The 22691-nt window shown below is 72.6% G+C and carries 16 protein-coding genes; 11 read left to right on the forward strand and 5 right to left on the reverse strand.

The window, feature by feature from the left end; all coding sequences use genetic code 11:
* Positions 1-66: 66 nt before the first annotated feature.
* Positions 67-987: an NmrA family NAD(P)-binding protein gene (locus tag ABD331_RS31845; RefSeq protein WP_344482700.1), complete on the forward strand. Its 921-nt coding sequence runs from the start codon at positions 67-69 to the stop codon at positions 985-987.
* 36 nt (positions 988-1023) lie between these two features.
* Here the strand turns inward: ABD331_RS31845 and ABD331_RS31850 are convergent, their stop codons facing one another.
* Positions 1024-1251, reverse strand: coding sequence for a hypothetical protein (locus ABD331_RS31850; protein WP_344482703.1), 228 nt, complete (start codon positions 1249-1251; stop codon positions 1024-1026).
* 66 nt (positions 1252-1317) lie between these two features.
* On the opposite strand from ABD331_RS31850, the gene ABD331_RS31855 reads away from it, so the two are divergent.
* The 3 genes from ABD331_RS31855 to ABD331_RS31865 are packed head-to-tail and all read left to right on the forward strand — an operon-like array spanning position 1318 to position 4762.
* A complete protein-coding gene (locus ABD331_RS31855; RefSeq protein ID WP_344482706.1) occupies positions 1318-1845 on the forward strand; it encodes a PadR family transcriptional regulator in 528 nt (175 codons plus the stop codon).
* Positions 1842-2543 carry an ABC transporter ATP-binding protein gene (locus ABD331_RS31860; RefSeq protein ID WP_344482709.1) on the forward strand — a complete coding sequence of 234 codons (702 nt, stop codon included), beginning with the start codon at positions 1842-1844 and terminating at the stop codon, positions 2541-2543. Before ABD331_RS31855 ends, ABD331_RS31860 begins: the two co-directional genes overlap by 4 nt.
* The gene (locus tag ABD331_RS31865) at positions 2540-4762 is read left to right on the forward strand and encodes an ABC transporter permease (protein WP_344482712.1); all 2223 of its coding nucleotides are present in this window, start codon (positions 2540-2542) and stop codon (positions 4760-4762) included. Before ABD331_RS31860 ends, ABD331_RS31865 begins: the two co-directional genes overlap by 4 nt.
* Positions 4763-4801: 39 nt before the next feature.
* On the opposite strand, the gene ABD331_RS31870 is transcribed toward ABD331_RS31865, so the two are convergent.
* Entirely contained in the window at positions 4802-6112 is a 1311-nt protein-coding gene (locus ABD331_RS31870) for an LLM class flavin-dependent oxidoreductase (protein ID WP_344482715.1), read from the reverse strand.
* Positions 6113-6166: 54 nt separating this feature from the next.
* Between ABD331_RS31870 and ABD331_RS31875 the strand changes: the two genes are divergently transcribed.
* Both ABD331_RS31875 and ABD331_RS31880 read left to right on the forward strand, forming a co-directional pair.
* The gene (locus ABD331_RS31875) at positions 6167-7225 is read left to right on the forward strand and encodes an LLM class flavin-dependent oxidoreductase (protein ID WP_344482718.1); all 1059 of its coding nucleotides are present in this window, start codon (positions 6167-6169) and stop codon (positions 7223-7225) included.
* Between the two features lie 80 nt (positions 7226-7305).
* Positions 7306-7458, forward strand: coding sequence for a hypothetical protein (locus tag ABD331_RS31880; protein ID WP_344482721.1), 153 nt, complete (start codon positions 7306-7308; stop codon positions 7456-7458).
* Positions 7459-7461: 3 nt separating this feature from the next.
* Here the strand turns inward: ABD331_RS31880 and ABD331_RS31885 are convergent, their stop codons facing one another.
* Together ABD331_RS31885 and ABD331_RS31890 are read right to left on the reverse strand one after the other, a co-directional pair.
* Positions 7462-8793 carry an APC family permease gene (locus ABD331_RS31885; RefSeq protein ID WP_344482724.1) on the reverse strand — a complete coding sequence of 444 codons (1332 nt, stop codon included), beginning with the start codon at positions 8791-8793 and terminating at the stop codon, positions 7462-7464.
* 122 nt (positions 8794-8915) lie between these two features.
* Positions 8916-9548: a pyridoxamine 5'-phosphate oxidase family protein gene (locus ABD331_RS31890; RefSeq protein WP_344482727.1), complete on the reverse strand. Its 633-nt coding sequence runs from the start codon at positions 9546-9548 to the stop codon at positions 8916-8918.
* A 116-nt stretch (positions 9549-9664) separates the two neighbouring features.
* Between ABD331_RS31890 and ABD331_RS31895 the strand changes: the two genes are divergently transcribed.
* From ABD331_RS31895 to ABD331_RS31915, 5 genes are all read left to right on the forward strand, one after another.
* On the forward strand, positions 9665-10270 hold the full coding sequence (locus ABD331_RS31895; RefSeq protein ID WP_344482730.1) for an acyl-CoA-like ligand-binding transcription factor: 606 nt from the start codon (positions 9665-9667) through the stop codon (positions 10268-10270).
* Positions 10271-10402: 132 nt separating this feature from the next.
* Entirely contained in the window at positions 10403-11983 is a 1581-nt protein-coding gene (locus ABD331_RS31900; protein WP_344482733.1) for an MDR family MFS transporter, read from the forward strand.
* A gap of 219 nt (positions 11984-12202) precedes the next feature.
* Complete coding sequence (locus tag ABD331_RS31905; protein WP_344482736.1) at positions 12203-16156, forward strand: HAMP domain-containing protein; 3954 nt, start codon at positions 12203-12205, stop codon at positions 16154-16156.
* Between the two features lie 22 nt (positions 16157-16178).
* Positions 16179-18797, forward strand: coding sequence for a SpoIIE family protein phosphatase (locus ABD331_RS31910; RefSeq protein WP_344482739.1), 2619 nt, complete (start codon positions 16179-16181; stop codon positions 18795-18797).
* Between the two features lie 46 nt (positions 18798-18843).
* A complete protein-coding gene (locus tag ABD331_RS31915) occupies positions 18844-21033 on the forward strand; it encodes a DEAD/DEAH box helicase (RefSeq protein ID WP_344482742.1) in 2190 nt (729 codons plus the stop codon).
* A 6-nt stretch (positions 21034-21039) separates the two neighbouring features.
* Here the strand turns inward: ABD331_RS31915 and ABD331_RS31920 are convergent.
* Positions 21040-22691: CHAT domain-containing protein (locus ABD331_RS31920; protein WP_344482745.1), on the reverse strand; the 1652-nt coding region annotated here is incomplete at its 5' end.

Consider the following 22691-nt stretch of genomic DNA (forward strand, 5'->3'; position numbering starts at 1 on the left):
GGGTCCGCCGTATCTTACCGGAAGATAAACGGCGGGCCCCGCCGTTTACGACGCTTGGAGATCCCCATGCCCCTTGACAACGCCCCCGTCCTGGTCACCGGCGCCACCGGGCGGCAGGGCGGCGCCACCGCCCGCGCCCTGCTCGCGTCCGGCATCCCCGTCCGGGCCCTGGTCCGCGACCCCGGCAGCGACCGCGCGAAGGCGGTCGAGGCCCTCGGCGCGGAGCTGGCCGTCGGCGACCTGAACGACCCCGGCTCCCTGACCGGCCCCGTGTCGGGAGCCCGGGCCGTCTTCTCCGTGCAGATGCCGCCGATCATCGACGGCGCCTACAGCTTCGAGGGCGAGCTGGCCCAGGCCGTCAACCTCATCGAAGCCGCCCGGGCGGCCGGCGTGCCGCAGTTCGTGCACACCTCCGTCTCCGGCGCGGGCCGGCACACCGAGGCCCCCGGCTGGGCCGAGGGCCGGTGGGCGCCGATGGAGCGCGTCTACGCCCCGAAGACCGGCGCCCAGGACCGGGTGCGCGCGGCCGGCTTCACCCACTGGACGATCATCAAGCCGGGCTTCTTCATGGAGAACTTCCTCCCGTCCCTGGCCTACCTGCTCCCCCGCGGAGTCGAGGGCGGCCTGGCGACCGTGCTGAAGCCCGGCACCCACCTCTCCCTCATCGCGTCCGACGACATCGGCGCGGCGGCCGCCGCGGCCATCGCCGCCCCGGAGCGCTTCCACGAGGTCGAGCTGGAACTGGCCGGCGACCACCTGCCGATGACGCGGATCGCCGAGATCCTGTCCAGCGCCTTCGGCACCCCGCTGACCGCCCCGGACATGACCGTGGAGGAGGCCACCGCCGCCGGGATGCCGCTGTACGCCGTCACCTCCCACGAGTTCCTCAACGTGGTCGGCCAGCCGGCCCGGCCGGAGTACGCCCGGGCGCTCGGCATCCCGCTCACCTCGTTCGAGGAGTGGGCGCACAGGTATCTCAAGCCCTGAACCGTCGTGGCCCGCCTTCCGGACCGCTGATGCGGTTCAGAAGGCCCGGTTCGTGACCTGGTTGTAAAAGTATTCGCATGCGGCGCTCTCCGTCTTGAACCGCTCGAGATGAAACTTGCGGCCTCTTTCCATCCAGAACGTCAACCACACCTTGCCTTGTCTACGCAGGACCCACTGGCAGTCATCCGGCTTCTCCAGAACGCAGTACATGCACGGATCGACATCCGTGGCCGCGAGCGCCGCCCGCAGCTCATCGACATTCATCTATGTGATACGCGCCGAACAAGCCGTGGGGTTCCGATCTATACCCCCGGTGTATAGTCGGCCGTCATGAGCGTTCCTCTCGCGCTGCTAGGCCTGCTCGAACGCGAGCCCAGCCACGGCTACGACCTCAAGCGCGACTACGACACCTTCTTCGGCCAGGGCAAACCCCTCCCCTTCGGCCAGGTGTACTCCACCCTCGGCCGCCTGGCCAGGGACGGCAAGGTCACGGCCGGGCAGAGCGAGCCGGGTGACGGCCCCGACCGCAAGCGGTACGCCATCACCCCGCTGGGCACGCGGGAGGTGGAGGTGTGGCTGGCGGAGCCGGTGGCGGCGGAGCCGTACCTGCAGACGGTGCTGTTCACGAAGGTCGTGCTGGCGCTGATGCTGGGGCGGGACGCGGCGGGTTACCTGGATCTGCAGCGGGCCACGCATCTGCGGCGGATGCGGGAGTTCACGCAGATCAAGCGGACGGGCTCGCTGACCGACGCGTTGCTGGCCGACCACGGCATGTTCCATCTGGAGGCGGATCTGCGGTGGATCGATGTCACGCAGGCGCGGCTGGGGGCGCTGGCGGCCATGGTGCGTGAGCAGTGATCATCGAAGCGCGCGGGCTCAGCCGCTCCTACGGGCGCACTCCGGCGTTGCGTGAGGCCGATCTGGCGGTGGGGGCCGGGGAGATCGTCGCGGTCATGGGTCCCAGTGGGGCGGGGAAGTCGACGCTGCTGCACTGCCTGGCCGGGATCTTCACGCCCGACAGCGGCGAGGTGTGGTTCCGGGGCGATCGGCTGGACACGATGAGCGACGCCCGGCGCACCGAGCTGCGGCGGACCGCGTTCGGGTTCGTGTTCCAGTTCGGGCAGCTCGTGCCGGAGCTGACCGTGGCCGACAACGTCGCCCTGCCGATGTTGCTGGGGCGGACCAGGCGCAAGGAGGCCTACGGGCGGGCCGGTGAGTGGCTGGAGCGGCTGGGGCTGGGAGAGCTGGGCGGGCGGCGTACCAGTGAGTTGTCGGGAGGGCAGGCGCAGCGGGTGGCGGTCGCCAGGGCGCTGGTGACGGGGCCGCGGGTGCTGTTCGCTGACGAGCCGACGGGGGCGCTCGATTCGCTGGCCGGTGAGCAGGTCATGGAGCTGCTGGTCGGGCTGGCGCGGGAGGAGGGCACGACGGTGATCGTGGTGACCCACGACGCCAGGGTGGCCGCCTTCGCCGACCGGGAGGTGATCGTACGGGACGGCCGCCTCACCGACCCCTACGCGGAGCGGAACAGCGCCTGTGCCGGTGAGGTCGTTCGATGATCCTGCTGGGGCTGCGGCTGTCGTTGCGCGGCGGCAGGGAGGCGGCGGCCAGGCTGGCGCTGATCGTGACCGGCGTGGCGATCGGCGTCACGGTGCTGCTCACCACGCTGTCGCTGTTCAACGCCTTCGAGTCCACCACGGCCCGCCCCTGCTGGGAGTGCACCACCGGCACCGCCCCCAGCGGCTGGGTCCTCGACGCGACCGCCACCGGCGCGCTGTGGAACTACCACGAGGACTACTACGCGGGCCGCACGATCAAGCGCCTGGACGCCGCCGCGCTGGGCGCGCAGGCTCCGGTCGTCCCCGGCCTGGCGCGCATGCCCGCCCCGGGTCAGCTCTACGTCTCGCCCGCGCTGGGCGAGCTGCTGGACGCGGTGCCGCGCGGGCAGCTCGCCGATCGTTTCCCCGGCGCCCGCGCGGGGACCATCGGCCAGGCGGCGCTGTCCGGCCCCGACGAGCTGGTCGTCGTGGTGGGCAGGACGCCGGAGGAGGTCGCCGCCCTGGTCGGCACGCGGCAGGTGGACGCAGTGGAGACGGCGCCGGAGGCGTCCCTGCGCGACGACGACAGCGGCCTCTACCGCTTCGGTTTCGCCGTCGCCGCGATCGGCCTGCTCGTCCCGCTGCTGGTGCTGGTGAACACCGCGACCCGGCTGGCCGCGGCCAGGCGGGAGGCGCGGTTCGCCGCGATCCGGCTGGCGGGCGGGACGTCCCGGCAGGTCGGCGTGCTGGCCGCGGTGGAGGCCGCGCTCGGCGCGCTGCTGGGGGCGCTGCTCGGCGCCGCGCTGTTCCAGCTCGTCCGCCCGGCCGTGGCGCTGATCGAGGTCACCGGCTCCCGCTTCTTCCCCGGCCTGGTCACGCCCGCGCCCTGGCAGTACGCGGCCGTGCTCGCGGGGGTCCCGCTGCTGGCGGGCGGCTCGGCCCTGTGGTCGCTGCGCCGCGTGCGGATCTCCCCGCTCGGCGTCGCGAGGAAGGCCGCCGCCCGCCCGCCGAGGGCCTGGCGGGTGATCCCGCTGCTGGCGGGGCCGGCCCTGTTCGCCGGCCCGGCGTTCCAGGGCGGCGGGCGCGAGCCGGATCCCGTTCTGGCGGGGGCGGCCCTGGCGCTGGTCATGGCCGGGCTGGTCCTGGCGGGCCCCTGGCTGACGATGCTGGCGGCCCGGCTCGCCGCCCGGCTGACGGGCGGCGCGGCGACCCTGCTGGCCGCGCAGCGGCTGGCGGCCGATTCGCGGGCCGCGTTCCGGTCGGTGAGCGGGCTCGTGCTGGCGGTGTTCATGGGGACGGCGATCGCGGGCATCGTCCCGGCCGTGGTCTCGGGCCAGCGGGCGGTGGCGGGCGGCGCGCTCACCGACGTGCTGCGCGCGCCCCTCGCCCCGGATCCCGGGCGCGGCGGGCTGTCGCCGCAGGCGGGGGCGGAGCTGCTCGCGCGGTTGCGGGCGCATCGGGGCTTGGAGGTGCTGCCGATCTACGCGCTGCCGCGCGGCGCGGAGGAGCACCTGGCCGGCGACGGCCCGCCGCCGCCCAGCACGGCCGTGGACTGCGCGAGCCTGGCCCGCTACCCCGCGCTCGGGCGGTGCCCGGCGGGCGCGCAGGCGGTGTCGGGCGCCTTCGACCGGGTCGTCGAGGCCGACAATCCGCTAACCATCGACAAGCTGCTTCCCCTTGTCGGCACGTCCGTCTCCACCGAGGGGCTCGGCCTGGCGGCGGTCCTGGTGAGCATGGACGACAAGGACGGGCTGGAGGAGATCCGCACCCTGCTGGCGCGCTACAGCGCGGGCGCGCCGATGACCTTCGCCGAGGTCGCCCAGGCCAGGGCGACGATCTTCACGCAGGTCGAGAACATCGCGCTGGCCATGGTCGCGCTGACCCTGCTCGCCGGCGGGTGCAGTCTCGTGGTGGCGGTCGGCGGCGGGCTGATGGAGCGCAGGCAGCCGTTCACGCTGCTGCGGCTGACCGGCGCGCCGTCCCGCACCCTGGCCACGGTGGTGCTGCTGGAGTCGGCGCTGCCGCTGGTCCTGGCCGCCGCCGTCGCCGCCCTGGCGGGGTTCGGGGTGGCGGGGCCGTTCATCGACCGGCTCGCGATGAAGGGCGCGTCCCTGGCCGTGCCGGGGCCCGGCTACTTCGTGTCCGTGGGGGGCGGCCTGGCCGCGTCCCTGCTGGTGATCCTCATGGCGCTGCCGCTGCTGCGGCACATGACCGCGCCCGACAACGCACGTTTCGAGTAGGAGCTCCGTGAAGCTGCTGTCAGCGGTGGAGGCGTCAGGTCAGGCGACGGGAGCGTAGCGGGAGGGCGGGCGCGGCAGGCCGTAGTTGGCGCGCAGGGTGCGGCCCTCGTACTCGTGCCGGAACAGCCCGCGCGCCCGCAGCTCCGGCACGACGAGGTCCACGAACGCCTCCAGGCCGCTGGGCAGCAGCGGCGGCATGATGTTGAAGCCGTCCGCCGCCCCTTCGGTGAACCACTCCTGGAGCTGGTCGGCGATCTGCTCGGGCGTGCCCGCGACGACCCGGTGCCCGCGCCCGCCCGCCAGCCGCGACAGGAGCTGCCTGACGGTGAGCCGCTCGCGCCTGGCGAGGTCGACGACGAGCTTGCGGCGGCTCTGCGCGCCCTCGGTCTCGGCGGGCACGTCGGGCAGCGGGCCGTCGAGGTGCTGCTCGGTCAGGTCGAGGCCGGTCAGGTGGGAGAGCTGGGCCAGCCCGTACGCGGGGATGACGAGCTCGTCGAGCTCCCGTTCCAGGGCGCGCGCCTCCCGCTCGGTCGAGCCGATGATCGGCGAGATGCCGGGCAGGACGAGCACGTCTTCGGGGCGCCGCCCGTGAGCGGGGAGCCTGCGCTTGAGGTCGGCGTAGAACTCCCGCGCCTCCTGGAGGGTCTGCTGGGCGGTGAAGACGGCCTCGGCGTGGCGGGCGGCGAACTCCTTGCCGTCCTCCGACGACCCGGCCTGGACGAGCAGCGGGTGTCCCTGGGGCGGGCGGGAGGTGTTCAGCGGGCCCTTGACGGTGAAGTGCTCGCCCGCGTGGTCGATCTCGTGGATCCTGCGCAGGTCGGCGTACTCGCCGGCGGCTCTGTCGGCGCGGATCGCGTCGTCCTCCCAGCTGTCCCACAGCTTGGTGACCACCTCCAGGAACTCGGTGGCCCTGGCGTAGCGGGTGGCGTGCGGGGGGCGTTCCACGCCGAAGTTGGCCGCTTCCGCCTCGCCCGCGGAGGTGACGATGTTCCAGCCCGCGCGCCCGCCGCTGATGTGGTCGAGCGAGGCGAACTTGCGTGCCACGTGGAAGGGCTCGTTGTACGTGGTCGACACGGTGGCGATGAGCCCGATGTGCTCGGTGACGGCGGCCAGGGCGACCAGCAGGGTCAGCGGTTCGAGGCCGCCGAGGGCGTTGTGCCGGACCTTGCCTGCCAGGGCGAGGCCGTCGGCGAGGAAGACGGAGTCCAGCCTGCCGCGCTCGGCGATCCTGGCCAGCTCCTGGTAGTGGCGGACGTCGGCGATCCTGGCGGGCTGGCTGCGGGGGTGGCGCCAGGCGGCCTCGTGGTGGCCGACGCCCATGAGGAAGGCGTTGAGGTGCAGCGTTCTCATCACATGGGACAGCGTAATTGAACTTAACCTACATGAATAGTAGGTTTTTGTCGTATGAGCCTCCAGTTCCTCTGGTACATCCCGAACCAGGCCCAGCCGGGGCATCGCGGCGACGACACCGTCGCCGGCCACAACAGCCTGCCGACCCTCAGCGGCCACGCCGAAGCCCTCGAACGGCACGGCTGGGCCGGGGCGCTCATCGGCACCGGCTGGGGACGGCCCGACACGTTCACCGTGGCCACCGCGCTGGCCGCGCGGACGACCACGTTCCAGCCGCTCATCGCGGTGCGGCCCGGCTACTGGCGTCCGGCCCACTTCGCCTCGGCCGCCGCGACCCTGGACCACCTCACCGGCGGGCGGGTGCTGGTCAACGTCGTGTCGGGCAAGGACGACCTGGCGGCGTACGGTGACAGCGAGGGCGACCAGGCCCACCGCTACAGCCGTACCAAGGAGTTCATGCGGCTCGTACGCAGGCTGTGGACCGAGGAGGACGTCACCCACCGCGGCGAGCACTTCAGCGTCACCGGCTCGACCGTCGTGCCGCGGCCCGTGGTGCGGGGCGAGCGCAGGCACCCCCGGCTCTACTTCGGCGGCGCCTCGCAGGCCGCGGAGCGGGTGGCCGCCACCGAGGCCGACGTGCAGCTCTTCTGGGGCGAGCCGCTCGACGGCATCGCGGCGCGCATCGCACGGCTCAAGCAGCTCGGCGAGCGGCTCGGCCGTGAGCTGCCGCCGCTGGAGTTCGGCCTGCGGGTCACCACGGTCGTGCGCGACACCACCGAGCAGGCCTGGGCCGACGCCGAGGCCAGGGTCGCCAGGATGGCGGCGGGCGCCGTCGCGGGCGACGTGAACTGGCACGCCGCCGTCGGCCAGCGCCGCCTGCTCGACCTGGCCGCCAGGGGCGAGGTGCTCGACCGCAACCTCTACACCGCCCCCGGCCGGTACGGCGGCGGCGGCGCGGGCACCACCTGGCTGGTGGGGTCCGCCGAGGACGTGGCCAAGTCGCTGCGCGACTACCAGGCCCTCGGCGTCAGCCACTTCGTGCTCTCCGACACCCCGTACCTGGCGGAGCTCAAGCGCCAGGGCGACGAGCTGCTCCCCCTCCTGCGCGACTGACCCACGCGGCAGCCGAAAACGCCGGAGACACCGGGCGTCGCGCCCCTTGCCCTCGCGCCTGCTCCTGTTAGCGTCGAAGCATGTCAGAGGGTGCGGAGCGCGACGCGACACCCCCGCCGCGGCGGTCGGTATGGCGGCGGGCGCTGCTCGTCGCCGGCGTCGTCCTGCTGTACGCGGCCCTGCTGGCGACCGGTGTGCTGTCGTTCCTGCTGACCGACGCGAGCGTCAGGTGAGCCTCACCTGTTCGCCTCCTCCCTGCGGCGGGCGAACCAGGTGACCGCCCACAGGATCAGGCCGATCGCCAGCAGCACGCCGGCGATCTCGTACTGACCGGCCGGTCGCCCCGACGACCAGGGCAGCACCAGGTACAGGCAGGTGATCGTGCCCAGCACGGGCAGCACGCGGCCCGCGTTGAAGTGCTTGACCTCGGCCCGGTCCCTGCGCAGGACCAGGACGGACACGTTGACGGCGGCGAAGACGGCGAGCAGGAGCAGCGAGGTCGTCCCGCCGAGCAGCGCCACGACGGGGCTCTTCGGGTCGAGCGAGACGAACGTGATGAGCCCCATGGCGATGACGGTGGTGAACAGGATCGCCGCCTCCGGCGTGCGCCGCCTGGGGTGCACCTTCGACAGGAAGAACGGCAGCACGCTCTGCTTGCTCATGCCGTACAGGAGCCGGCTGGCCATCAGCATGTTGATCAGCGCGGAGTTCGCGACGGCGAACATCGAGATGAACGGCAGCAGGTCGGCGATCGGGAAGCCGGGGGTGGCGGTCTGCACCACGGTCGCCAGCGGCGTCTCGCTCTCGGCGAGCACGCCGACGGGCACCACGGCGACGGCGCAGATGGACACCAGGATGTAGATCACCCCGGTGATGCCGAGCCCGGTCAGCATGATGCGGGGGAAGATCCGCGACGGGTCGCGGGTCTCCTCGGCCATGTTGACCGAGTCCTCGAAGCCGACCATGGCGAAGAACGCGAGCGACGTCGCGGTGCTCACGGCCAGGAACACGCTCTTGTCGGCGGCGGTCTCGAAGGCGACGACGCGGGAGAAGTCGGCGTTGCCGCCCGCGATGAACCACGCGCTGAGCAGGATGACGAGCAGCAGGCCGGAGAGCTCGATCGAGGTGAGCACCACGTTGATCTTGACGCTCTCGCCGACGCCGCGCAGGTTGACGGCCAGGACCAGGAGCATGAAGCCCAGCGCGATCGCCAGGATGACGCCGTTGCCGACGTCGAGGCCGAAGCCGGTGGCGAGGTTGGCGGCGAAGGCGCGCGAGGCGGCGGAGGCGGAGGTGATGCCGGAGCACATCACGGTGAAGCAGACGAGGAAGGACACGATGTTCAGGCGGAACGCCTTGTGCACGTAGAGCGCGGCGCCCGCCGCCTGCGGGTACTTCGTGACCAGTTCGAGGTAGGAGCAGGCGGTGATCGCGGCGACCACGAACGCGATGGCGAACGGCAGCCACGCCGCTCCGCCGACCTCGCCGGCGACCTGGCCCGTGAGGGCGTAGATCCCGGTGCCGAGGATGTCGCCGACGATGAAGAGCAGCAGCAGGCCTGGGCCCATGACCCGCTTGAGGCTGGGCTGGTCTTCGGCGTGCGCTTGAGGAGGACTGGAAGGGGGGGCGGCCATCTGATCATCCCGGTCCGTCATCCCGCCAGCCTATGCTTTCCCGGGCTTTCACGCAGTCAGTACTGGTTCATCTTGGCGTCCATGGCCAGGCCCGCGTCGATCACCTTCGCCGGGACGCCCTTGATGCCGATGTGGTCCTTGGCGATCCGCCCGAGCGTGGGCAGGCTCTTACGGTCGGGCCAGGTCTCGGGCTGCCACAGCGACGAGCGCAGGAACGCCTTGGCGCAGTGCATGTAGAGCTCCTGGACCTCGACGAGGAGCGCCAGCCTGGGCCGCTTGCCCTTGACGGTGAGGTCGTCGAAGAACGGCGCGTCCGACACGAGCGTCGCCCGGCCGTTGACGCGCAGCGTCTCGTTCATGCCCGGCACGATGAACAGCAGGCCGACGTGCGGGTTGAGCAGCACGTTGCGCAGGCTGTCGAGGCGCTGGTTGCCGGGCCGGTCGGCGAGCGCCAGCCGCTGGTCGTCGAGCACCAGCACCGAGCCGGCGGGGTCGCCGCGGGGCGAGACGTCGCAGGTGCCGTCGGGGTTGGAGGTGGCGAGCAGGACGAACGGCGAGTGGGCGATGATCGTGCGGGCGTGCTCGTCGATCCGGGCGATGTCCTTGTCCCAGATGGTCTGCGGCGGCTCCTTGACGATCTCGCGGAGCTCGTCCTCGGTCGTGACCAGGCGTATGTCGGAAGAGTGCACCACCCGAGCATAGGCAAGCCTAACCTTCATCGTCGAGATGTGATCTGCGGCACTTCACATCCTGAAACATTGCAGATTGTGAAATTTTTCCCGTAATCTTGGGCATTGTGACCATCGTGGACAGCGCAGAGGAGCTCAGCCGCAGGGATCGAAAGAAGCTCGAGACCCGCGCGGCCCTGGAGCACGCTGCCCTCACCCTGGTCGCCGAGCGCGGCCTGGCGGCGGTCACGGTGGAGGACATCGCGGAGGCGGTGGACGTCTCCTCCCGCACGTTCTTCAACTACTTCCCGTCCAAGGAGGACGCGCTCATCGGCTCGCGGCAGGCCTCCGCCGGCGAGCTGTGCAGGCGCCTGGACGCCGTGCCCGCCCAGGTGCCCGTCCTGGAGGCGCTGCGGCTGATGTCGCGGGCCGAGGCAGAAGCCGTGCAGGAGCAGCGCGAGCAGTGGCTGCTGCGGCTGAAGGTGTTCGAACAGAACCCGTCGCTGCTCCCCCGGCTCGTCGCCAGCGGCAGCGAGACCGAGCGGGCCGTGACGGACGCCGTCGCCCACCGCGCCGGCGTCGCACCGAACACCAGCGGCTATCCCGAGCTCGTCACCGCGGCCGCCATGGCGGCCTTCCGGGTGGCGATGCTGCGCTGGAGCGCCGCCGGCGGCCGGCCCTCACTGGCCGGTCTGGTGGACGAGGCCTTCGACCAGCTCGCCGCGGGCCTGCCCAACCCGTGACCGGCCCGGTCACCCGTCCCCCTTCGACCGTCCCGCGGACGTGAACGTTCCCGTACTGCCGGTGCCCGCAGGAGCCCCGCCGAACGCGGGGCCCGCCCTGCCCCCGGAAAACGCCCGAGAAAACGAGGAAAGATGACAACCACCAGCGCGCAGCCCGAGCCCGCGGCCGCGACGCCCACGTCCAGACGGAAGGTCCTGCAAGCACTGTCAGGGCTGATGGTGGGCATGTTCGTGTCCATCCTGGCCTCGACCGTCGTGGCCAACGCCCTGCCCCGCATCATCACCGACCTGCAGGGCACGCAGACCGTCTACACCTGGATCGTCACCACGGAGCTGCTGGCCATGACGGCCACGGTGCCGCTCTGGGGCAAGATGGCCGACCTCTACAACAAGAAGCTGCTGATCCAGCTCTCCCTCGGGCTGTTCGTGGCCGGCTCGCTGATCGCGGGCCTGACGCCGAACGTGGAGATCCTCATCGTCAGCCGCGCTGTCCAGGGCATCGGCGCCGGCGGCATGACCGCGCTGTCGATGGTCGTCATGGCGGCCATGATCCCGCCGCGTGAGCTGGGCCGCTACTCCGGCATCTTCGGCGCCGTCTTCGGCATCGGCACCGTCGCGGGGCCGCTCATCGGCGGTGTGCTCGTGGACACCTCCTGGCTCGGCTGGCGCTGGTGCTTCCTGCTCGGCGTGCCGTTCACCATCGTCGCCATCATCCTGCTGCAGCGCACCCTCGACCTGCCGGTGGTGCGCAAGGAAGTCAAGATCGACTATCTGGGCGCGCTGCTCATCACGGCGGGCGTGTCCACGCTGCTGATCTGGTCGTCGCTGGCGGGCAACCAGTTCGAGTGGGGCTCCTGGTGGACCGCCGGCCTCGTCGGCGGCGGCGTGATCATCCTCGCGCTGGCCGTCCGGGTCGAGTCGCGGGCCGCCGAGCCGATCATCCCGCTCACCATCTTCAGGAACCGCACCGTCGCCCTCGCCACCGTGGCCAGCGCGCTCGTCGGCGTCGCCATGTTCGGCGGCACCGTCTTCCTGTCGCAGTACTTCCAGGTGGCGCTCGGCAAGTCGCCGACGGTCGCCGGCCTGATGAGCCTGCCGATGGTGTTCGGCCTGCTCATCTCCTCGACCGTGGCGGGCCAGCTCATCACCAAGACCGGCCGCTGGAAGGGCTTCCTGGTGGCCGGCGGCATCGTCATGCTCGCCGGGATGGGCCTGCTCAGCACCATCGACGGGCAGACCGGCACGGTCATGCTCGGCGCCTACATGGCGGTGCTCGGCGTCGGCGTCGGCATGCTCATGCAGAACCTGGTGCTCGCCGCCCAGAACGACGTGCCCGCCGCCGACCTGGGCTCCACCACCTCGGCGCTGACCTTCTTCCGCAGCATGGGCGGCACGATCGGCGTCAGCGCCCTCGGCGCGGTGCTGGCCAACCGGGTCACCACGCTGCTCACGGAGAAGCTCGGGCCGATGGCCGCCGCCGGTGGCGGCGGCGGCGACGCGCACGCCGTGCCCGACATCTCCAAGCTGCCCGCGCCCGTCGTGCGGATCATCCAGGACGTGTACGCGACCGCGACGGCCGAGCTGTTCCTCATCGGGGTGCCGCTCACGGTGCTGGCCCTGGTGGCGGTGCTGTTCATCAAGGAGAAGCCGCTGGCGACGCTGTCCGGCGAGGAGCGGCTGGCTCGCGAGCGCGCGGCGGCCTCTGGCCACTGAGCCGCGAACGCGCGGGAACTCGCTCTATTGCAAGGAAGTCGCAATAGAGCGAGTTTTGCGAGTGGGCCAATCGCCTTCCGCTCAGGCCGAAAATGTTCACACCCCCCGTGCACGTCCTGTGATAGATAGATGACAACTTGGGGTTAGCACGCACCGAGGGCAGATCCGGCTAATGTCTCCGCTACCTGAGGAAGCCCGGGCGAGCACGGAGGACCGGTCATGGGCGAGTCCACTGTCGGCACATCCCATTCGTCCGCGCGTAACAAGCGCGCCCGCGGCCCGGGAGAGGCCAGTGAGGAGCCGGAGCTCCGGCGGCTGCTCGCGGGGCTCACGGCCGTCAGGGACGGCGACTTCCGCACCAGGCTTCCCGACGACGCCGACGGGCTGCTCGGCGAGATCGCGTCCGTCTTCAACGGCATGGTCGACCAGCTCTCCCTGTTCACCTCCGAGGTCACCCGGGTGGCCCGCGAGGTCGGCACCGAGGGGCGGCTGGGCGGCCAGGCCGAGGTGCCGGCCGTCTCCGGCACCTGGAAGGACCTCACGGAGTCCGTCAACGCGATGGCGGGCAACCTCACCGACCAGGTACGCAGCATCGCCCAGGTCACCACGGCCGTGGCGCGCGGCGACCTGTCGCAGAAGATCACCGTGCACGCGCGCGGCGAGATCCTGGAGCTGAAGAACACCGTCAACACGATGGTCGACCAGCTCTCCTCCTTCGCCGCCGAGGTCACCCGCGTGGCCCGCGAGGTCGGCACCGACGGCAGGCTGGGCGGCCAGGCCGACGTCAAGGGCGTGGCCGGCACCTGGCGGGCACTGACCGACTCGGTGAACTTCATGGCGGGCAACCTCACCGACCAGGTGCGCAACATCTCCCAGGTGGCCACCGCCGTGGCGCGCGGCGACCTGTCGCAGCGGATCACCGTCTCGGCGCGCGGCGAGATCCTGGAGCTGAAGAACACCCTGAACACGATGGTCGACCAGCTCTCCTCCTTCGCCGACGAGGTGACCAGGGTGGCGGGCGAGGTGGGCACCGAGGGCAACCTGGGCGGCCAGGCCACGGTGCGGGGCGTCTCCGGCACCTGGAAGGACCTGACGGAGAACGTCAACGTCATGGCGTCCAACCTGACCAACCAGGTGCGCAGCATCGCCCAGGTGGCCACCGCGGTGGCGCGCGGCGACCTGTCGCAGAAGATCACCGTCGAGGCCAAGGGCGAGGTCGCGGCCCTGGCCCAGACGATCAACACGATGGTCGACACGCTCAGCGCGTTCGCCGACGAGGTCACCCGGGTGGCCCGCGAGGTCGGCACGGAGGGCCAGCTCGGCGGCCAGGCCCGCGTCCCGAACGTCGCGGGCACCTGGAAGAACCTCACCGACAACGTCAACTCGATGGCCGACAACCTGACCAACCAGGTGCGCAGCATCGCCCAGGTCACCACCGCCGTCGCGCGCGGCGACCTGACCCGCAAGATCGACGTGGACGCGCGGGGCGAGATCCTGGAGCTGAAGACCACCATCAACACGATGGTCGACCAGCTCTCCTCCTTCGCCGCCGAGGTCACGCGCGTGGCCCGCGAGGTCGGCAGCGAGGGGCGGCTGGGCGGGCAGGCCGAGGTCGAGGGCGTGTCCGGCACGTGGAAGCGGCTGACGGAGAACGTCAACGAGCTGGCCGGCAACCTGACCCGGCAGGTCCGCGCGATCGCCGAGGTGACCAGCGCCGTGACGTCCGGCGACCTGACCAGGTCGATCACCGTGGACGCCGAGGGCGAGCTGGCCGACCTGAAGGACAACATCAACTCGATGGTGAAGTCGCTGCGCGAGACGACCAGCGCCAACGAGCAGCAGGACTGGCTGAAGTCCAACCTGGCCCGCATGTCGGGCCTCATGCAGGGGCACCGCGACCTGGCCACGGTCGCCGAGCTGGTGATGAACGAGCTGGCGCCGCTCGTCTCCGCCCAGTACGGCGCGTTCTTCCTGGCCGAGGAGAGCGAGCTGCAGCTCATCAGCGCCTACGGCTACCCGGTGGACCCGGAGCGGCCGAGCCGGTTCAGGATCGGCGAGGCGCTCGTCGGGCAGGCGGCCCGCAGCCGCAGGACGATCTCGATGACCGACCTGCCGCCCGGCTACATCACGATCTCCTCAGGGCTGGGCAGGACCGACCCGACGTCGGTGATCGTGCTGCCCGTCGTGGTCGAGGAGCAGGTGCTGGGCGTGATCGAGCTGGCCTCGGTGCAGCCGTTCACGCCGGTGCACCGGGCCTTCCTCGACCAGCTCATGGAGACCGTCGGCGTCAACCTCAACACGATCGTGGCCAACGCGCGCACCGACGAGCTGCTGGAGGAGTCGCAGCGGCTGGCCTCGGAGCTGCAGGCGCGCTCGGAGGAGCTGCAGAGCCAGCAGGAGGAGTTGCAGCGCTCCAACGCCGAGCTGGAGGAGAAGGCGACGCTGCTGGCCCGTCAGAACCAGGACATCGAGACCAAGAACCTGGAGATCGAGCAGGCCAGGCAGGAGCTGGAGGCGCGGGCGCACCAGCTCTCGCTGGCCTCCACCTACAAGAGCGAGTTCCTGGCGAACATGAGCCACGAGCTGCGCACCCCGCTCAACTCGCTGCTCATCCTGGCGCAGCTCCTCGCCCAGAACCACACGCGCAACCTGACGCCCAAGCAGGTCGAGTACGCCGGGATCATCCACTCGGCCGGCTCCGACCTGCTGCAGCTCATCAACGACATCCTCGACCTGTCCAAGGTCGAGGCGGGCAAGATGGACATCAACCCCGAATGGGTGCAGCTACGCAAGCTGCTCGACTACGTCGAGGCGACCTTCCGGCCCATGACCGGGCAGAAGAGCCTCGCCTTCCGCGTCACCACCGCGCCGGGCGTGCCCGCCGAGCTGCTCACCGACGACTCGCGGCTGCGGCAGGTGCTGCGCAACCTGCTCTCGAACGCGGTCAAGTTCACCGAGAGCGGCAGCGTGGAGCTGCGCATCGAGCCGGCCGCGCCGTCCGAGCTGCCTCCCTCCGTACGCCCGAACGGCCCCGCCATCGCGCTGCGCGTCGTCGACACCGGCGTGGGCATCCCCGAGCAGCAGCTCGAAGTCATCTTCGGCGCGTTCCAGCAGGCCGACGGCACCACCAGCCGCAAGTACGGCGGCACCGGGCTCGGCCTGTCGATCTGCCGCGAGATCGCCTACCTGCTGGGCGGCGCCATCACGGTGCAGAGCACGCCCGGCCAGGGCAGCGTCTTCACGCTGTTCCTGCCGGTGGCGCGGCCCGGGTTCGAGGTCGTGCCGGCGGAGGGCGGCGAGCCCGCGCAGCCCGCCGAGCGGGCGCCGGTGGCCGCTCGGCGGCTGCTCGTCATCGAGGAGCGCCGCAACGGGCTGCTGTCGCTGGTGTCGGAGAGCGTCGTGGGCGACCTGGCCGGCGCGCGCGACCACGACGGGACGATGGAGGTCGTCGCGGCGGCGGGCGTGGAGGAGGCGGCCGTCATGCTCGCCGGCGAGCCCTGCCACTGCATCGTGCTGGACCTCAGCATGCCGGACATGTCGGCCTATCACCTGCTGGAGATCATGGACCGCGACCCGCGCCTGCACGGGGTGCCGGTGCTGGCGTACAACAACTGGCGCTCGCACGCGCAGCAGGAGGTGAGCCTCGCGCACCAGCCGCTGGAGCTGCTGTCCAGCCTGGACGAGCTGCGCGAGCGCATCGCCCTGCACCTCACCGCCAACCAGCCCGGCGACGTGCTGCCCCTGGTCAGGACCGGCACCGTGGGCGAGGCCGCGGCCCGCGAGATCGACAACACCCTCGCCGGGCGCACCGTCCTGGTGGTGGACGACGACGCCCGCAACCTGTACGCGCTCACCAGCATGCTGGAGATCCACGGCATCAACGTGCTGCACGCCGAGAACGGCCGCAAGGGCATCGACACGCTCACCGCCCACACCGAGACCGACCTGATCCTGATGGACGTCATGATGCCGGAGATGGACGGCTACACGGCGACCGAGACGATCAGGGCCATGCCGCAGTACGCCGACCTGCCCATCATCGCGGTGACCGCCAAGGCCATGCCGGGCGACCAGGAGAAGAGCCTGGCGGCGGGGGCCAGCGACTACGTGACCAAGCCGGTGGACGCCGACCATCTCATCGAACGCATCCAGCATTGGATGGACCCGTCCTGACGATCTCGCGAGGAGCGGCGACGTGCACGCAGACGACCAGGCGACTCCTCTCCCCGACCCGCCCGGTGCGCGTGACGACGGTGGTGCGGAGGCGAGGGACGCCGTCGCGCCCGAAGCGCGTGACGACGGCCCGTCCAGGGCAAGGGACGACTGCCCGGCCGACGCGCGTGACGACAGCCCGGCCTCAGCGCGTGACATGCCCGCACCCGAGGCGCCAGGCGGCGGCCCGGCCGAAGCGCGTGACGACAGCCCGGCCGAGGCGAGGGGCGGCGACCCGGCCGAAGCGCGTGACGACAGCCCGGCCGAGGCGAGGGGCGGCGACCCGGCCGAAGCGGGGGGTGGCGACCCGGCCGAGGCGCGGAGTGGCGGTGGTGGGGAGGCCGTGTCCGAGGATCGGCTGGACGCGCTGGCCGCGACCGTCGAGCGGTTGCGGCGGGAGGCCGAGCGGGCGCGGCGCGAGGCCGACGACCGCGCCCTGATCGAGCTGGCCAAGGGCGTCCTGCTGGAACGCCTGCGCTGCGGCCCGGCCCACGCGGCCGAGCAGCTCGCCACGCTGGCGGCCAAGGCCGGCGTGTCCCGCCTGGAGGTGGCCGCCGACATCGTCAACGAGGTGGCCAGGGACCGCATCGGCGCGGCGGCAGGCTCCGACCCGGAGGTCTCGGTCCGGCTGCGCGCCGCGGAGAGCGCGGCGCTGGACGCGGGCGACACCCAGGTGGTGGCCGTGGCGCTGCTGGAGCACGCGCTGGGCCCGCTGGGCGCCACGGCGGTGGCGGTGTGGGCGGCCGAGCCGGGCGCCGCGCTCAGCCTGGTCGGCTTCGCCGGGTTCGGCGCCGAGGAGGCCAGGCGGTGGCGGCACGTCCCGCCGGGCGTGGTCACCCCGGCCGGGCGGTCGCTGACGGAGCGGCGGATGATCTGGCACGGCGACGCGGGCCTGCCCGCCATCGGCCGGCTGGTGGCCGGCGGCGGCCGGGTCACGGTGCCGATGACGACGGGCGGCCGGGTGCTGGGCGTGCTGGAGATCTGCTGGCCGCACGCGCTGCCCCCGCACCCGCCGAGGCTCGAACGGCAGATCGAGGCCATGGCCGAGCTGTGCGCGCACACGCTGGACGCGCCGTTCGCGGCGCTGGCGCCGTCCACGCCCGCGCTGGCGGAGGTCGTGGACCTGGCCGACGCGCTGCCCGACCCCGCCCTGGTGCTGCAGGCGCACCTGGACTCCAACGGCGAGCCGGCCGACTTCCGGATCAGGCACGTCAACGACCGCATCTCGGGCGGCGACCGGCTGCTGCTCGACGCGTACCCGCTGGCGCCGGGCTGCCTGCTGCTGGAGGCCTACCCCCGGGCGGCGGGCGGGCTGCTGACGCGGCTGATCCAGGTGCACGCGACGGGCAGGCCGTTCCGCGCCGAACGGATGACGCTCGGCCTGAGCACCACCGGGGTAGCGGACGTGAGCCTGACCCGGCACGGCGACACCGTGCTGATGGTCTGGCGCGACCACGACGAGGGCTCGCGGCTGGCCGGGCTCCTGGAGCACGCGCAGCGGCTGGGCCGCATCGGCGGTTTCGAGGAGAGCGCGGTGACCGGCCAGATCACCTGGAACGCGCAGCTCTACTCGCTGTACGGGATGACGCCCGGCGACCGCCCGATCCCCCTCGAACGGCTGCGCGCCCACGCCCATCCCGACGACGAGATCGCGATCGGCCGGTTCCTTCGGACGGTGCTGCACCACCGGCGGTTCGCGGCCGTGGCGTTCCGGCTGGTGCGCCCCGACGGGGTCACCCGCCACATGCGGGTGGTGGCCGAGCCGGTCTTCGGGCCGGAGGGGCGGCTGATGGCGATCCGGGGGGCGTACCAGGACATCTCCTCACAACACTGGACGGAGGTGGCGCTGTCGGTCACCCGCGACCAGCTCGCCCACACCGAGGAGCGCTCCGCCGCGAGCAACCGCCTGGCCCTGCAGCTCCAGCAGGCGATCATGCCGCCCTCGCACGGCGCGATGGACTCCTTCGGCCTGCACATCGCCGTCCGCTACCGGCCGGCGCAGAAGGAGGACCTGGTCGGCGGCGACTGGTACGACGCGGTCGCGCTGCCGTCCCATCAGGTGCTGCTGTCGGTCGGCGACGTGGCGGGGCACGGCGTGCAGGCGGCCACCGGCATGGTGATCCTGCGCAACGCGCTGCGCGGCCTGGCCACCACCGGCGCGGGCCCCGCGCAGATCATGAGCTGGCTGAACCAGGTCGCCCACCACCTGGCCGACCGGATGACCGCGACCGCCGTGTGCGCCCTGTACGATCCGCCCACCCGCGTCCTGCGCTGGGCCAGGGCCGGCCACCTGCCGCCCATCCTGCTGCGCGACGGCCACGGCGTGGAGCTGCCCATGGTCAAGGGGCCGCTGCTGGGGGCGTTCACCGACGCCCAGTACGAGGAGGGGGAGCTCCAGCTCCAGGCCGAGGACACGCTGCTCATGTACACCGACGGCCTGATCGAGCGGCGCGACCACAACCTGCGCCACGGCCAGGACCAGCTCCTGACCATCGCCGGACGCACGGCCGACTCGCTCGACCACCGCCTCGACGCCCTGCTCACCCACTGCAACTCCGACACCGACGACGACACCTGCCTCATCGGCGTGCACCTGAGGTGACCGCCCCCGTTGTCTGCCGGGCGTCCTCGTGGGCATCCTTGGTCCGGTGAACTTCAGTAACGCCGACCTGCTTCTCGCCGACGCGCGCACCCTCCTGGACGAGCACGCCGCCGTCCGCGCGCAGGCCGTGCACGCCCTCGACGCGCTGCGCCGCGACGTGGCCAGGGCCGGGCTGGAGTCGGTGCCGGTCTCGCGGCTGAAGGACGTCACCGACGGGCGGCTGCGCATCGCGACGCTGGAGAAGGCCGGGTTCGCCACGGTGCGGCAGGTGCTGGACGCCACGCCGTACGAGCTGCAGTTGCTGCCCGGGATCGGGGCGCGGACCGCGGGACAGATCCACGCGGCCGCCCGGCAGATCGAGCAGGCCGCCGCCGAGGCCGCCAGCCTGCGGCTCGACGTGGACGTGCCCGACCACCACACCACGGAGCTGGTGGTCGCCCTGCACCGCCTGGTGGTCGCGGGCCCCGACCTGCCGCGCGCGCTGCACGCCGCCGGGGACCTGGCGGGGCGGCTGGCGCCGCTGCTCGCGCAGGCGCGGCCCGCGCGCAGCCGGCTGCGGATGATGCTCACCCTGCCGTCGCGGCGGCGGCAGGCCCGGGAGGCGGTCGAGGCGATCGAACGCCTGCTGGCCGACACCGGCGCCGGCGACCCGCTGGACCGCACCAGCGCCGGCGAGCCGCTGGACGGCACCGGCACCGGCACCGGCACTGAGGGCCCGCCGTCCGGCGCCGCCGGGACGCGGCTGCTGATCGCCCAGGCCACGACGGACCTGCTGCGTCCCCCGGCCCGCGACTTCGAGGCGTGGGCGGACTTCGAGTCCCGCTCGCCCGAGTACTTCGCCCTGCTGGCCGAGCTGGCAGGCGAGCCGCTCGGCAGGGAGCAGGGGCTGCTGCCGGACGACCTGGCCGCCAAGGTCGCCGCGCAGCCCCTGGACGACACGCACCGGCGGGTGTCCCTGCGCGGCTACCAGGCGTTCGGCGCGCGCTTCGCACTCGTCCAGGAGCGGGTGATCATCGGTGACGAGATGGGGCTGGGCAAGTCCATCGAGGCGATCGCCGCGCTGGCGCACCTGCGGGCGTCCGGCGAGACGCACTTCCTGGTGGCCTGCCCGGCGAGCGTCCTGATCAACTGGGTGCGGGAGATCGGCGCGCGCAGCACCCTGCCCGCCTACCCGCTGCACGGCCCCGACCGGCTCGCCGCCCAGCATGAGTGGCTGCGGCGGGGCGGCGTCGCGGTGGCCACCCTGGACGGGCTGCACCGGGTCGAGCCCGCGGACCTCGGCATGCTCGTCGTGGACGAGGCCCACTACGTCAAGAACCCGGAGACGAAACGCTCACGGGCGGTCGCCGGCTGGTGCGGGCGGGCGCGGCGGGTGCTGTTCCTGACCGGCACGCCGATGGAGAACCGGGTGGAGGAGTTCAGGACGCTGATCGCGTACCTGCGGCCCGGCCTCGCCGCCGAGCTGCGCAGCAGCGACGTGGTGGCGGGGGCGCAGGCCTTCCGCAAGGCGGTCGCGCCCGTCTACCTGCGGCGCAACCAGCAGGACGTGCTGGCGGAGCTGCCCGACCGGGTGGAGGCCGACGAGTGGGTGGAGTTCAGCGGGGCCGACCTGGAGGTGTACAGGGAGGCGGTGGCCAAGGGGAACTTCATGGCCATGCGGCGCGCCGCCTACGCCGAACCGGCCACCTCCGCGAAGCTCAAGCGGCTGCTGGAGCTCATCGACGACGCCGAGGCCAACGGGCTGAAGGTGGTGGTGTTCTCCTACTTCCGCGCGGTGCTCGCCGCCGTCGGCGCGGCGCTGGACGGGCGGGCGCACGGCCCGCTGTCCGGCGACGTCAGCGCGGAGCGGCGGCAGCAGGTCGTGGACGAGTTCTCCGCCGCCGCCGGGCACGCCGTGCTGCTCAGCCAGGTGCAGGCGGGCGGGGTCGGGCTGAACCTGCAGGCGGCGTCCGTGGTGATCCTGTGCGAGCCGCAGGTCAAGCCGAGCATGGAGACGCAGGCGGTCGGACGTGCGCACCGGATGGGGCAGGTGCGCCGCGTCCAGGTGCACCGGCTCCTCACCGTGGACTCCGTGGACCAGCGCATGCTGGACATCCTGCGGCGCAAGTCGCGGCTGTTCGACGCCTACGCCAGGCGCAGCGACCTGGCCGAGTCCACGGGCGACGCGGTGGACGTGTCGGAGCAGTCGCTGGCGCGGCTGGTCGTCGAGGAGGAACAGCGCCGCCTGCTGCCCTGACGGGGCCTATCCGGCCCCGAAGCAGACGAACGTGCACGCCGGCTCCCCCTCGGCGGCCGAGGCCAGCGCGTCCGCCGGGGACGCGCCGAGCGCCACACCCCGGTGGTAGGCCATCATGACCTGCTCGGCGACGGCGTCGGGCACACGGGTGAGACTGGAGATCACCGTGGACGTGCCCAGGTAGAGCAGCGCCGCGGTGAACCCGAGCAGCTCGTCCCCCGCCCTGACCACCGCCTGGCCCACGTCGCACGCCGACAGCACCACGTGCCCCGGCGTCCTGTCCAGGCGTTGCAGGTCGTGGGCCATGAGAGGCCCGTCGGCCAGGTCGAGGCGGGAGAAGAGCACGTTCTCGCGCTCGTGGTGGCCGTGGGTGGCGAAGTGCGCGAACGACGCGCCGTCCAGCGCGGACAGCGTGGCCGACACGGTGGCGGATCCGCCCCTCAGCGTGCGCGCCTTCGGATGCACCGCGCCCAGCCGCTCGATCTCCCGCTCGGCGTGCTCCAGATCCGGCCCGGCCACCAGGACGGAGGAGCTGCCGTCCCTGACGAACGGCTCGGCGGCGCGCCTGGCCGCCAGCCACACCAGCGCGGACGGCGCCACCGCCAGCGGCCTGCCCCGCAGCTCGGGCAGCAGCCCCCAGGGCACCGCCGACAGCCCCATCGTCGGGATCAGCACGATCCCCCTCGCCCCGGACAACGCCTGCCGCAAGGGCGCACCCAGCGCGTCCGCGATCACCCCGACCTGGCGCCGCACGGACGCCTCGATCACCGCCTTCATCGCCGGCCGCAGATTCCGGCCGGCCTGCGCGTTCAGGTCCCCCGCCAGGCGTCGCGCCGCCTCCGCCACCGGCTCGTACGCGCTGAGCCTGTGCAGGTGGCAGCGGCCGTTCACGAGCACCAGGGCGAGCAGGCCGCCGTCCACGTTCAGCAGGCTCACCAGCGCGAATCCGTCCTCGTCCAGCGCCTCCCGCACGGCCGCCACCGAGGCGGGCGCCAGCCGCTCGCCGACGCCGGGGAGCTGCCAGCCGCGCTCCCTGATCACCTGCTCCAGCTCCAGGCAGCGCCTCCGCAGCGCCGGGCGGCGGCGGCCCGCGGCCTCGTCGGCGTGCATCTGCTGGGCCAGCTGGCGCAGCTCCGCCAGTGCCTCCGCGGTCTGCTCGTCCTCGGGGGCGCGGGTCGGGCGGAACCTGAACGCCTGCGCCCTGCAACGCTCGGACCAGGCGAACACCTGGCGTGGTGAGCCGCCCTCCAGGGCGGCACGCAGGCCGTGCACCGCCAGGTCGGCGCCCAGGGCTGTTACGCCGGTGAGCATGTCCAGGCTGCCCAGGGTGCCGCGGTGGGAGTCGATCAGCGCCAGGCCCGAGCGGACCTTGCGCAGTGCCTGGCCGCGCAGGCCCTGGGCGTCGGCCAGCTCGGCTTCCGCCAGGTGGCGCATCAGGCGCACGTCGAGCGGCTCGCCCCGGCGGCGGGCAGCGGGCGGCGGCGCCTCGCCCGAAAGGGGCTGCGCGTCCGAAGGCACCCCGGGCTGTGACGTGGCCGCAGCCGCGCCTGCGCCAGGAGGCGGCGCGGGCGGCGCGGGCGGCACGGCCTGCACGGGCGGCACGGCCTGCACGGGCGGCACGGCCTGCACGGGCGGCACGGCCTGCACGGGCGGCACGG

This window comes from Nonomuraea monospora (genome assembly GCF_039531895.1).
In the GTDB taxonomy this organism is placed as follows: Bacteria; Actinomycetota; Actinomycetes; order Streptosporangiales; family Streptosporangiaceae; genus Nonomuraea; species Nonomuraea monospora.

Bases quoted from the DNA above. Each gene is read 5' to 3' on its own strand.
- ABD331_RS31845 (WP_344482700.1), top strand. From the start codon at position 67: ATGCCCCTTGACAACGCCCCCGTCCTGGTCACCGGCGCCACCGGGCGG.
- ABD331_RS31850 (WP_344482703.1), bottom strand. From the start codon at position 1,251: ATGAATGTCGATGAGCTGCGGGCGGCGCTCGCGGCCACGGATGTCGAT.
- ABD331_RS31855 (WP_344482706.1), top strand. From the start codon at position 1,318: ATGAGCGTTCCTCTCGCGCTGCTAGGCCTGCTCGAACGCGAGCCCAGC.
- ABD331_RS31865 (WP_344482712.1), top strand. From the start codon at position 2,540: ATGATCCTGCTGGGGCTGCGGCTGTCGTTGCGCGGCGGCAGGGAGGCG.
- ABD331_RS31870 (WP_344482715.1), bottom strand. From the start codon at position 6,112: ATGAGAACGCTGCACCTCAACGCCTTCCTCATGGGCGTCGGCCACCAC.
- ABD331_RS31875 (WP_344482718.1), top strand. From the start codon at position 6,167: ATGAGCCTCCAGTTCCTCTGGTACATCCCGAACCAGGCCCAGCCGGGG.
- ABD331_RS31880 (WP_344482721.1), top strand. From the start codon at position 7,306: ATGTCAGAGGGTGCGGAGCGCGACGCGACACCCCCGCCGCGGCGGTCG.
- ABD331_RS31885 (WP_344482724.1), bottom strand. From the start codon at position 8,793: ATGGGCCCAGGCCTGCTGCTGCTCTTCATCGTCGGCGACATCCTCGGC.
- ABD331_RS31900 (WP_344482733.1), top strand. From the start codon at position 10,403: ATGACAACCACCAGCGCGCAGCCCGAGCCCGCGGCCGCGACGCCCACG.
- ABD331_RS31905 (WP_344482736.1), top strand. From the start codon at position 12,203: ATGGGCGAGTCCACTGTCGGCACATCCCATTCGTCCGCGCGTAACAAG.